The sequence below is a fragment of the Streptomyces sp. rh34 genome (assembly GCF_002551245.1).
Lineage (GTDB): Bacteria > Actinomycetota > Actinomycetes > Streptomycetales > Streptomycetaceae > Streptomyces.
This window is the reverse complement of the sequence record NZ_NTGZ01000235.1, coordinates 1-11,362: the sequence shown is the minus strand read 5'-3', so window position 1 is coordinate 11,362 and position 11,362 is coordinate 1. Positions and strand designations below refer to the sequence as shown.

Annotated in this window: 13 protein-coding genes; 7 read left to right on the top strand and 6 right to left on the bottom strand. The window is 72.8% G+C overall.

Features of this window, described 5'->3' with window-relative positions:
- The 3 genes from CR470_RS30065 to CR470_RS30055 form a co-directional block, all read left to right on the top strand.
- Positions 1-788 (top strand): ROK family protein (locus CR470_RS30065; RefSeq protein WP_097870645.1); only part of this gene is annotated, 788 nt, incomplete at its 5' end.
- Positions 785-1,498 carry an N-acetylmannosamine-6-phosphate 2-epimerase gene (locus tag CR470_RS30060; RefSeq protein ID WP_097870644.1) on the top strand — a complete coding sequence of 238 codons (714 nt, stop codon included), beginning with the start codon at positions 785-787 and terminating at the stop codon, positions 1,496-1,498. The genes CR470_RS30065 and CR470_RS30060, both read left to right, overlap by 4 nt.
- A gap of 134 nt (positions 1,499-1,632) precedes the next feature.
- The gene (locus tag CR470_RS30055) at positions 1,633-2,559 is read left to right on the top strand and encodes an AEC family transporter (RefSeq protein WP_097870643.1); all 927 of its coding nucleotides are present in this window, start codon (positions 1,633-1,635) and stop codon (positions 2,557-2,559) included.
- 67 nt (positions 2,560-2,626) lie between these two features.
- On the opposite strand, the gene CR470_RS30050 is transcribed toward CR470_RS30055, so the two are convergent.
- The 4 genes from CR470_RS30050 to CR470_RS30035 are packed head-to-tail and all read right to left on the bottom strand — an operon-like array spanning position 2,627 to position 5,965.
- Entirely contained in the window at positions 2,627-3,559 is a 933-nt protein-coding gene (locus tag CR470_RS30050) for an ABC transporter substrate-binding protein (RefSeq protein WP_097870642.1), read from the bottom strand.
- Between the two features lie 9 nt (positions 3,560-3,568).
- A complete protein-coding gene (locus CR470_RS30045) occupies positions 3,569-4,246 on the bottom strand; it encodes an ABC transporter permease (protein WP_097870641.1) in 678 nt (225 codons plus the stop codon).
- 4 nt (positions 4,247-4,250) lie between these two features.
- Complete coding sequence (locus CR470_RS30040; protein WP_097870640.1) at positions 4,251-4,901, bottom strand: ABC transporter permease; 651 nt, start codon at positions 4,899-4,901, stop codon at positions 4,251-4,253.
- The gene (locus CR470_RS30035; protein ID WP_097870639.1) at positions 4,898-5,965 is read right to left on the bottom strand and encodes an ABC transporter ATP-binding protein; all 1,068 of its coding nucleotides are present in this window, start codon (positions 5,963-5,965) and stop codon (positions 4,898-4,900) included. Before CR470_RS30035 ends, CR470_RS30040 begins: the two co-directional genes overlap by 4 nt.
- 127 nt (positions 5,966-6,092) lie before the next feature.
- Here CR470_RS30035 and CR470_RS30030 point away from each other — a divergent pair, with 127 nt between their 5' ends.
- Positions 6,093-7,628, top strand: coding sequence for an aromatic amino acid ammonia-lyase (locus CR470_RS30030; protein WP_097870638.1), 1,536 nt, complete (start codon positions 6,093-6,095; stop codon positions 7,626-7,628).
- A 6-nt stretch (positions 7,629-7,634) separates the two neighbouring features.
- Positions 7,635-7,934 (top strand): hypothetical protein, encoded by a 300-nt coding sequence (locus CR470_RS40815; RefSeq protein ID WP_257138960.1) that lies wholly within the window; start codon positions 7,635-7,637, stop codon positions 7,932-7,934.
- 32 nt (positions 7,935-7,966) lie between these two features.
- Here the strand turns inward: CR470_RS40815 and CR470_RS30020 are convergent, their stop codons facing one another.
- Both CR470_RS30020 and CR470_RS30015 read right to left on the bottom strand, forming a co-directional pair.
- On the bottom strand, positions 7,967-9,067 hold the full coding sequence (locus CR470_RS30020) for a hypothetical protein (RefSeq protein WP_097870637.1): 1,101 nt from the start codon (positions 9,065-9,067) through the stop codon (positions 7,967-7,969).
- Between the two features lie 105 nt (positions 9,068-9,172).
- Positions 9,173-9,754: a TetR/AcrR family transcriptional regulator gene (locus CR470_RS30015; RefSeq protein ID WP_097870636.1), complete on the bottom strand. Its 582-nt coding sequence runs from the start codon at positions 9,752-9,754 to the stop codon at positions 9,173-9,175.
- A gap of 193 nt (positions 9,755-9,947) precedes the next feature.
- On the opposite strand from CR470_RS30015, the gene CR470_RS30010 reads away from it, so the two are divergent.
- Together CR470_RS30010 and CR470_RS30005 are read left to right on the top strand one after the other, a co-directional pair.
- Entirely contained in the window at positions 9,948-10,526 is a 579-nt protein-coding gene (locus CR470_RS30010) for a 2Fe-2S iron-sulfur cluster-binding protein (RefSeq protein ID WP_097870635.1), read from the top strand.
- On the top strand, positions 10,523-11,362 hold an 840-nt coding region (locus CR470_RS30005; protein WP_097870634.1), incomplete at its 3' end, for an FAD binding domain-containing protein. The genes CR470_RS30010 and CR470_RS30005, both read left to right, overlap by 4 nt.

The window sequence follows — 11,362 nt, the reverse complement described above, 5'->3', positions numbered from 1 at the left end:
CCGCGGCGGCGGCCGAGGTCGACCCGGACGGCCTGGCCTCCCTGGTCGGCATCGCCGCCGCCGGGGTCGTCGACCCCCGCAGCGGCATGGTCACCAGCGCCACCGACTCCATCCGGGGCTGGGCCGGCACCGCCCTCGGCGCGGGCCTCGCGGACCGTACGGGCCTGCCGGTGGCCTGCGACAACGACGTGCGCGCCACGGCGGGACCCGAACTCGCCGCCCTGGCCGACCGCCACGGTTCACTGCTGTACGCGGCCGTCGGCACGGGGGTCGGCGGCGCCCTCGCCGTCGACGGGCGAATGCTGCACGGCGCCGCCGGAATCGCCGGCCACCTCGGCCATCTGCCCAGCGCCGAGGCGGCCGGACTGCCCTGCACCTGCGGTGCCACCGGACATCTGGAGGTCATCGCCTCCGGCCCGGGCATCGCCGCCCACTACGCACGGCTCACCGGCACCGGGCCGGACCGGCTCGAAACGGTCGCCGCCCGGGCCGCCGGAGGCGAGCAGGCGGCCGTACGGGCCATCACCACCGGTGCGACCGCGGCCGGTCGGGTCCTCGGCGGCCTGGCCAACGCCCTCGGCCCCGACCGGGTCGTCGTCGGCGGCGGGGTCCCCCGCATCGGCGCGCTGTACCGCTCCGCGCTCGCCACGGCCTTCGCCGCCGAGCTGATGCCGCCCCTGCGGGGACTTCACCCCGAACCCCCGCTCCACGGCGGGGACGCCGCCGTACGGGGCGCGGCGGCCCTGACCGCCACCCTTCCCCTCCACCGTCCGGGAGCTCACCGATGAACGCACAGGATCTGGCCGCCGCACTCCGGGGCCGACTGATCGTCTCCTGCCAGGCGCCCCCCGGGGACCCGATGCGCGAGACCGCCACCCTCGTCCGCCTCGCGCTCTCGGCGGCCGCCGGCGGCGGCGCCGCGATCCGCGCCAACGAACCGGAGGTCGTCGCCGCGATCGTGGCGGCGGTAAACCTGCCGGTCATCGGCCTGTGGAAGGACGGCGACACCGGGGTGTACATCACGCCGACCGTCCGGCACGCCCTGGCCGTCGCCGCGTCGGGCGCCGCCGTGGTCGCCGCCGACGCCACCGACCGGCCGCGCCCGGACGGCTCCACCTTCGCCGAGCTCGTCACCGCCGTGCACGCCGCGGGGGCCCTCGTCATGGCCGACGTCGCCACCCTCGCCGAGGGGATCACCGCCGCCGCACAAGGGGCGGACCTCGTCTCCACCACCCTGTCCGGCTATGTGCCGGGAACCCCGAAGCAGACCGGACCGGATCTGGACCTCGTGACGTCCCTGTCGGCCGCGATCGCCGTACCCGTCGTCGCCGAAGGGCGCGTCAGCACCCCCGAGGAGGCCGCCGAGGCGCTCGCCCGCGGCGCCCACAGCGTCGTGGTCGGCACCGCCATCACCGCACCCACCGCCCTGACCGCCCGCTTCGTCGGCGCACTGGCACACGGACCCGGCGACGGCTCGGGCGAAACCGTCCGGGGCTGAACCGGCAGGAGGCGGCCCACCGGTCGCGCCCCCCCCGCCTCGGGGGCGCGACCGGTGGTCTGAGACGCTGTCCGGCACCTGACCAGGTGTTCCACCCGCCCCGCCCACCGAACTGATCCACCCGCAAGGAAGACATGCAGGGAGTCCTCACCGGCTTCACGGTGATCGCCACCGTCATCGCCGTCGGGTACGTCATAGGCCGCCGCGGACATCTGGGACAGGACGGCCGCACCGTGCTGACCCGGCTGGCCTTCAACGTGGCGACCCCGGCCCTGCTCTTCACCATGCTCGCGGGCGCGGACCTGTCCGTCGTCCTGTCGACACGCCTGCTGGTCACGGCGACGGCCGCGGCCGCCGCGGCCGGAGTCTTCGTCGTGACGGCCGGGTTCTTCCTGCGCTGGGACGCCGGACGGGTCACCATCGGCGCCCTGTGCTCCAGTTACGTCAACGCCGGGAATCTGGGCATCCCCATCGCCGTCTACGTCCTCTCAGACGCCTCGCTCGTCGCCCCGGTGCTGCTCCTCCAGCAGATCGTGGTGACCCCGCTGGCCCTGACCGTCCTCGACCTCAGCCGCCCGGGGGAGCCGGTCCCGGTCGTCCGGCGGCTGACCACCCCGCTGCGCAACCCGATGGCGATCGGATCGCTGGCGGGTGTCGCCGTGGCCGCGTCCGGCCGGACCCTGCCCGGGCCCCTGCTGGAACCGCTCGTCCTCATCGGCAACATGTCGGTCCCCGCGGTCCTCCTCGCCTTCGGGATATCCCTGTACGGCGGCGAGCGTCCGGGCCGGGGCGAGGACCTGGGGGCGCTGTACCTGTCCGCCCTGCTGAAGACGGTCGCCCAGCCGGTCGTCGCCTGGGCCGTCGGCGCGGGGCTGTTCGGGCTGCGGGGCGAGGCGCTGCTGGCCGTCGTCGTGATCGCGGCTCTCCCGGCCGCCCAGAACCTCTTCACGTACGCCTCGCACTACGGGGTCGCCGAGCGGTTCGCCAGGGAGTCGATCCTGCTGTCCACCCTGCTCTCCGCCCCGGTGCTGATCACCGTCGCCGCGCTGCTCGGGAGGTAGCCCCCGACCCGGCCCCCGGAGGTGACGGCCGGTCGCGGGAGGCAGTGACCTCCCGCGACCGCCGCGGCTACTTCGTGATGCCGTGCTCCGCCGCCCAGTCGTTCGCGACGTCCTCGGGGTCCTTCCGGTCCTTGTCCACCAGGCGGTTGAGCTCGGTGAGGTCCTCGGTCGTCAGTACGGCCCCGAGGCGTGCGAGCGCCTTGCGGACCGCCGAGTCGGCCTTGCGGTCGGCGATGAGCGGAACGACGTGCTGGCCGGGGATCAGGTTCTTGGGGTCGGTGAGGACGACCCAGCCCTCGGCGACGATGTCGGTGTCGGTGGTGAAGAGGTTCGCCACGTCCACGTCGCCCTTCTTGAGGGCTCCCTTGACCAACGGGCCCGAGGAGTCGAGGGACTTGAACTCCTTGAACTCCACGCCGTACACGTCCTTGAGGCCCACCGATCCCACCGTGCGCTTCTTGACCTCGGGGGCCGCGCCGATGACGAGCTTGCCGTTGTGCTTCGCGAGGTCGGCCAGCGACCTCAGACCGTACTTCTCGGCGGTCTCCCTCGTCACGGCGAACGCGTCGGCGTTCTCCGCCTCGCCGTACGGGAGGATCTGCAGGCCGCGCGGCAGGAGCATCGCGAGGGCGTTCTGCATCGTGCCCTCCTCGGTGGCCGTGGCCTCCGCGTCGAGGTAGTGCAGCAGTGCGCCCTGGTACTCGGGCAGCAGATCGATGTCGCCGCCCTTCAGAGCGGGGATGAGGATCTCGCGGGTGCCCAGATTGGGGCGGACCTTCGTCTTCACCCCGGACGCTTCGAGCGTCGCGGCGTAGAGGTATCCGAGGACCTGGTTCTCGGTGAAGTTGGCGGTGCCGATGGTGACGCCGCCCTCGCTGGAGCCCCCGCCCCCGCCCCCGGACCCCTCCCCGTCGAGGGAGGTGATGCCGCCGCCGCACGAGGCGAGCGCGGGGACGGTGGCGACGGCGAGGAGTCCGCCGAGGAGATTTCTGCGGTTCATGGAGGGCTCCTAGGCCTGGGCCCGCGGGGCGGGGCGGTGGCGGAAAAGGACGCGCTGGAGGGCGGAGAGCGCGAGATCGAGGACGACGGCGACGAGCGCCACGAGCACGGCCCCGCCGAGCACCTGCACGAGGTCGCGCTGGGCGAGCCCGTCGAAGACGTACCGGCCGAGCCCGCCGAAGGAGACGTACGCGGCGATGGTGGCCGTCGCGACGACCTGGATGAGCGCGAGCCGGAGCCCGGTCATGATCAGGGGCAGCGCGAGCGGCAGCTCGACCTGGAGGAGGACCTGGTGCCAGCGCATGCCCTGGCCGCGTGCCGCGTCCCTCACCTCGGGGTCGACCGCCGTCATCCCGGCGTACGTGTTGGTGACGATGGACGGGACCGCGAGCGCGACGAGGGCGATGTAGACCGGCCACATCGACAGTCCGCTGGCGAGGAAGACGAGGACCACGAGCCCGACCGTGGGCAGCGCCCGCCCGAAGCTCGACAGGTTGATGGCGATGAAGGCGCCGCGCCCGGTGTGGCCGATGAGCAGACCGACGGGCAGGGCGATGGCGGCGGCGACGAGGGTGGCGAGCAGGGAGTACTGGAGGTGCTCGGCGAGGCGGTGCCCGATGCCGTCGGAGCCGGTCCACTGCTCACCGCTGACCAGCCAGTCGCCGAGGCCCTTGAGGAGTTCGTACATGAGGTCAGGCCCCCTGCTTCTGCCGGCGGGCCCACGGCGTCAGGACGTACTGGAGGGTGACGAGCACGGCGTCCGCGACGAGTGCGAGGAGCAGGGTCAGGACGACGCCGACGATGACGGGGGTGGGGAAGTTGCGCTGGAACCCGTCGGTGAAGAGCTGCCCGAGCCCGCCGTCGCCGATGTACGTGGCCACGGAGACCAGGGAGATCGCCATCACCGTCGCGATCCGTACACCCGCCATGATCACGGGGAGCGCGAGCGGCAGTTCGACGGTGAGCAGCGTGCGCAGCGGCCGGGAGCCCATCGCCTTCGCGGCTTCCTTCGTCCGGGCGGGGACGGAGTCCAGGCCCTCGACGGTGTTCCGCAGGAGCACGACGAGCGTGTAGATCGTCAGGCCGATGACGGTGGTGGTGCGGGTGAGTCCGCTGACCGGCAGGAGCAGGACGAACACGGCGATGGAGGGGATCGTGAACAGGACGTTCGACAGCCCGAGGAGCAGCCCGCGGAGCCTGCGCACCCGGTGGGCCACCACGGCCAGGGGGAGGGAGACGAGCAGACCGAGGAGTACGGCGGTCAGGGCGGCCTGGAGGTGGGAGAGCGTCAGGGTGGTGAGATCGTCGGTGTGGTCGGCTATCCACGACCAGTCGACACTCACGCCGCCACCGTGCTCGCCGCGCTGTGCACCTGGCCCGCGCGCTCGTGGATGTCCTCGCGGGACGTCACGCCGGTGAGGACGCCGTCCGCGTCGACCCGGGCGACCAGGCCGCTCGGCGCGGCGATCGACTCGTTGAGCGCGGAGAGGAGCGAGTCGGCGTCCCGCAGGGGCCGGACCGGCATCTCCGTGTCCGTCTCCTCGTCGCGCCAGGCCAGCGGCTTGCGGGCCGCGTCGAGCGCGAGCTGCCAGCGGCCGCCTTCGGGGGCGGGGCCCTGGGCGACCTCTTCGAGCGTCGTCAGGGACAGCAGCTTCAGGCCGCGCTCCGCGCCGAGGAAGTCCGCGACGAACGCGTCCGCGGGGCGGGCCAGGAGTTCGGCGGGGGAGGCGCACTGGACGAGGTGGCCTCCGGTACGGAAGACGGCTATCCGGTCCCCGAGCCGTACGGCCTCGTCGATGTCATGCGTGACGAAGACGATCGTCTTGTTCAACTCCCTTTGCAAACGCAGCAGTTCGTCCTGCAGCTGGGTGCGGACCACCGGGTCGACGGCGCCGAAGGGCTCGTCCATCAGGAGGACCGGCGGGTCCGCCGCGAGCGCGCGGGCCACCCCGACCCGCTGCTGCTGGCCACCGGAGAGCTGGTGCGGGTAGCGCTTCTGTGCGTCGGCGGCGAGGCCGACCGTCTCCAGGAGTTCCGCCGCCCGGGCCCGCGCCTTCCTGCGGCCCCAGCCGAGCAGCAGCGGCACGGTCGCGATGTTGTCCAGGACGGTGCGGTGCGGGAAGAGCCCGGACTGCTGGATGACGTAGCCGATGGAGCGGCGCAGCTCGGCGGCGTCCTGCTCCAGGACGTCCTTGCCGCCCACCCTGATCGTCCCGGAGGTCGGTTCGACCATCCGGTTGATCATGCGAAGCGTGGTCGTCTTTCCACAACCGGAAGATCCGACGAGGACGGTCACGCCCCCTTCCGGCAGGTCGAGCGTGAGGTTGTGCACCGCGGTCGTGCCGTTCGGGAAGCGCTTGTGGGCCTTGTCGAATTGGATCATGAGGAGTCCCTTGCCCGGCTGCATATCATCATGCAGAGTTCTCGGTGACTGAATAGGTTGTCAATAGGTCGTCGCCGTGCGGGTGTGAATCCCTGGATATCCGTGGCCGCAGGGCAAGACGGAGCGCCCGACAGAAGGGGAATTGCTACGGATGTCGTCTCATATCTCGGACAGGGTGGTAGGCGGCGATGGTGCGATCGTCATCCTGGACGGCCGCCGCATGATGGTCGCAGATGTCGTACGATTGGCCGAATCCACCGCCCGGCCCGTTCCTGCGACCGAGGGCATGAAGCGCGTGGAAGCCTCCTGGAACGCCGCGCGGGAAATCGCTTCGTGGGGTCGCGTCTACGGCCGTTCCACCGGCGTGGGCGCGAACCGGAACGAGACCGTGCCCACGGAGGCTGCTTCCGACCACGGTCTGCGGCTGCTGCGCAGCCATGCCGGAGCGATCGGCGAGGAACTCCCCGCACGGCAGGTCCGCGCCATGCTCGCCGTCCGCGCCAACCAGCTCCTCGCCGGCGGCGCCGGACTGCGCCCGACCGTCGTCACCGCACTCTGCGAGGCCCTGGAGACGGGCGCCCACCCCAAGGTCAACGAGTTCGGCTCGGTCGGCACCGGCGACATCGCCGCACTCGCGCAGATGGGCCTCGCGCTGGCCGGCGAACACCCCTGGCAGGGGGCCGGGACCGCCCCCGCACCGCAGCCCCTCGACAACAACGACGCCCTCGCCCTGATCAGCAGCAACGCCCTCACCCTCGGCCAGTCCGCCCTCGCCCTGCACGAGCTGCGCACCCTGATCGCGGCCACGCAGGTGGTGGCGGCCCTGTCGCTGATGGCGATCGACGGCAGTTACGAGGCCTACGCGCTGCCCGTGCACGAGGCGCGGCGGCACGCCGGTTCGTACGCGGTCGCGGAGCGGATGCGGCTGCTGCTCGGCGCCCCCGACCGCCCCACGCCGCCGCTCGGCCGGATCCAGGACCCGTACGGCTTCCGCTGCGTGCCGCAGATCCACGGGCCCGCGCACGATGCGGCGGACGCGCTCGAAGAGGTCCTCGCGGTCGAGATCAACGCGGCGGCCGAGAACCCGCTGATCTCGGCCGACGATATGGCGGCCTACCACCACGGCGGCTTCTACCTTGCCCAACTCGCCCTTTCGCTCGACCACTTCAGGCTCGCGGTGACACAGGTGGCCCGCCTTTCCACCTCCCGGCTCTCGACGCTGAACGAACCGGGCTTCACCCGTCTGCGCCCGTTCCTCGCGGACGGCGAGCCGGCGTCGTCGGGCGTGATGATCCTCGAGTACGCGGCCGGGGCGGCGCTCGGTGATCTCCGGGCCTTCTCCGCGCCCGCCTCGCTCGGCCATGCGGTGCTCTCGCGGGGTGTCGAGGAGCAGGCCAGCTTCGCGTCGCTGGCGGCCCGGCAGACCCTGCGGGCGTGCGAGGCGTTCCGGCTGGTCGTGGGCTGTGAACTCGTCGCGGCCGTCAGGGCGTTGCGCCAGCGCGAGCTGCGGCTCGATCCGGAGCTGCCGGTCGGCCGCGCCTACGAACTCGCGGCCTCGGTGCTCGACGCGGAACCGGCCGACCGGCCCCTGACGGACGACGTGGCGGCGGCGGCCGGGCTGCTCGACCGGTTCGCCGGGCTGTGGGAGGCCTCGGTCCGGTCGTCCACCGGCGGCGTGCCGAGGTAACCGAGGATGCGCGGGGTCCGGACCCTGACCGCCGGCTCGTGCTCGGTGCTGGGAGACCCCGTCGACCTGGCGAAACCCCGGCACCGCCGCCTCGTCGCCCCGCTCGTCGACCCGATCCCGTACGCCCGGGACATGACGCCGCGCGAGCAGGCGACGCTGGTCGCCGCCGCCTGGTACGGCAATTCCCCGAGCACCGCGGAGCGCACTCCCGGCTCCGTCGGGGGGTGGCGCCACGGACAGGCCGGCTTCGCGGGACTCCGCCGGGCAGCACCGCGAAACAGGGCCTGCTTCGCGGCGCCCCCGTGAACGCTCCCGCGCGGAGCGCGGACCGTCCCTCCTCAGGAGCGGGTGGCGGTTCCGCAGCCCTCGTCGTCGCCGGCGCGCATCCGCTCCTCCATCGACGTGCTCCGGTCGTACGGGTCGACCTCGGCGCCGTCACCCGCGTCGGCAGTGGTGCGCTCGGCGAGGAAGGCGGGGGTCAGATAGCCGGTGTAGGTGTCGCAACCGCCGTTGGTGGTGTCCACCTTGTAGGAGACGAGGGAGAACGTCCCCGGCTCGGTCACGATCTTCGCCGGGTCGTCCCAGCTCATCACCACCTCGCGGCGCACGATGGTCCGCGCGACCTCGCTGCTGCCCCTCGCGGCCCGCACGACCGGGTAGACGTAGGTGATGTCGGTGGACACCTCCACCGCACCGCGCTCGCCCTCCCGGAAGGTGACCCGGCCGCGGGTCTTGACCACGTCCCCGGCCGGTCGCACGTCGGAGGACCGGAAGCGGCTGAACAGCAGGAGCGGGTCGTTCTCGCGGTCGGGTGCGCGGAACGCCTTCTTGAGGAAGTCGCGCACGTCCGACTGGTGCGGGTTGATCAGCGCGATGGCCCTGTCCGGCCGTTCGCCGCGCAGTACGGCGGGGTCGAGGCTGGACGCGGCGAGGAAGTCCCGGGTCTTCGCGAGCGCTTCCGCGACCTCCGTCCTGTTCATCCAGCCGGTCGCCCGCGCCTCGGGCAGGTGGATGCCCGCCGTTCCGTCGCTCCAGCGCGCGGCCGGTGACCCCCTGAATGGCTCGTCGAGGGTGGGCGGCCGGTCCGCCGCCTCCAGCGCGGGCGGCCCGGTCGGGCGCTCCGACTCCGCGGCGAGGGGCGTGGCGGCCGTCCCGTCGCCACCGTCGAACCAGTCGGTGACCCCCCAGGGGCCGACGGCCACGACCACCACGGCGACGGCGGCCGCCAGACCGAGCGCCGCCCAGCCCTTGCCCCCGCGCCGCCGGGGCGGCGTGTACGTCCGCCACCCCTCCGGCCGGCCGGGCTCTTCCTGGAGCCGCTGTGCCACCATCCGGGCCCGCGCCGACGGCTCCTCGGGCGCACCGGCGCCCCCGGCCTCGGCCTCCCTCAGGAAACGCTCCCACTCCTCGTCCGGTATGGACGCCCCGCCCTTACTCAACGCACCGCTCCCGTCGCGTGTGTTGTGCTCGGTCCCTCCCCAGGTCCGAGCGCTGCACGGGGCATCATCACACGGTCCGCCGACACCCGGCGGCGGACGGTACGGTCACCGGCCGGGCGCCCCGACGCGCAGTCCGTCCATGACGAAGTCCAGGAGCCGGCCGGCCCTCGGCTCCCAGTCCTCGTGCGGACCGATCTGCCAGAGACCGGCGATGGCGAGGAAGAAGTCGTCCGGGGTCACCCCGGGGCGGACGGCGCCGGCGTCCTCGCAGGCGCGGAGCAGGGTTCCGGCCGCCTCCATGACCGGGGTGGGCCCCGGCTTGGCGGGCCCACCCGGCGCGCTGGTGACCAGCCGGATCGCGTCCGCCAGACCGGCCTTGGTCAGGGCGAAGCGGGCGAGGCGGTCCATCCACTCGCGCAGGGCCCGTTCGGGCGGGAGCGTCTGGAGCAACTCGCCCGCGGCGTCGGCGACCTGCTGCATCTCGTAGCGGTAGACCTCCAGGACGAGCGCCTCCCGGTGCGGGAAGTTCCGGTAGAACGTGCCTTGCCCGACGCCCGCCTTCTTGGCGATCGCGCTCAGCGGGGCGTCCGCGCACAGCGTCAGTTCGACCATGGCCACCCGCAGGATGCGCTCACGGTTGCGCTGCGCGTCCGAACGCAGGGGAGCGTCCTTCTTCGGCTGCGACACGGATCCTCCTCGCGGGCTCGTGGCCGAAACCCGTCCTTGTTGACCGGACAGCTGTCCGTTACGTTTTTTCCGTGAGCGGACAACGGTCCGGTTAGCGCTACCTTAGCGCCGGTCGCGTTCGCCGGTCGCCGGTTCGACCGGTCGCCCGTCGGCGACCCGGTTCCTCGTCACCAGACACCAGAGAAGGCTGATCATGGCCCCAGCGACCACGTCGACGTCCAGTGCGATCACCCTGAACGTCAACGGCGAGAAGCACCACCTGCCCATCGACCACCGCACCACCCTGCTCGACGCGCTGCGCGAGCGCCTCGATCTCACCGGCACCAAGAAGGGCTGCGACCAAGGACAGTGCGGCGCCTGCACCGTCCTGGTCGACCGGCGGCGCGTCGTCTCCTGCCTCAGCCTCGCGGTCGCGGCCGAGGGGCGTGAGATCACCACCATCGAAGGCGTGGCCGAGGGCGACGAGCTGCACCCCGTCCAGCAGGCCTTCCTCGACCTCGACGGCTACCAGTGCGGCTACTGCACACCCGGCCAGATCTGCTCGGCCATCGCCGTCATCGAGGAACACGCGGCCGGCCGGCCGAGCGCCGTCACCGACGATCCGGGGCCCGAGGCGGGGCTGCCACCACTGACGCCCGACGAGATCCGCGAGCGCATGAGCGGCAACCTGTGCCGCTGCGGCGCCTACGTCTCGATCGTCCAGGCCGTCGCCCGCGCCGCCGAGGCACACGCCGAGGACCGGACGGCAGCCACGAAGGAGGCCGCCGCATGAAGGAGTTCGGTTATCAGCGCGCCCACGACGTCACCGGTGCGGTCGCCCTCCTCGCCGCCGACCCGCAGGCACGGTTCCTCGGCGGCGGCACCAATCTCGTCGACCTGATGAAGGCCGGCGTGGAGCGCCCCGCCCGCCTCGTCGACGTCCGCGAACTCCCCCTGGACCGCATCGAGACCACGGCCGAAGGCGGCCTGCGCATCGGGGCGACCGTCACCAACAGCGATCTCGCCGCCCACCCCGAAGTCCGCCGCCACTACCCGGCGTTGGCCCACGCCGTGCTGGCCGGCGCCTCCGGACAACTGCGCAACATGGCCACCGTCGGCGGCAACCTCCTTCAGCGCACCCGCTGCGGCTACTTCACCGACGTCTCGGGGCCCTGCAACAAGCGGGTGCCGGGCAGCGGCTGCCCCGCCGTCGCCGGCGAGCACCACAACCACGCCGTCCTCGGCGCCTCCGGCCACTGCGTGGCCGTCCACCCCTCCGACATGGGCGTGGCGCTGACGGCGTTCGACGCCGTGGTCTCCTACGAGAGCGCCGACGGGCCCGGCGAGACGCCGATCACCGACTTCTACCTTCCCGTCGGAGACACCCCGCACCGGGAGACCACCCTGCCGCCGGGCGCCCTGATCACCCACGTCAGCCTGCCCGCCGCGCCCGTCGCCGCCCACTCCCGCTACCGCAAGGTGCGCGAACGCGCCTCGTACGCCTTCGCCATCGGCTCCGTCGCCGCGGCGCTCGACATCGAGGACGGCCGCGTACGCGAAGCGCGCCTCGCCCTCGGAGCCGTCGCCTCCCGGCCCTGGCGCGCCCGTGCGGCGGAAGCCGTACTGACC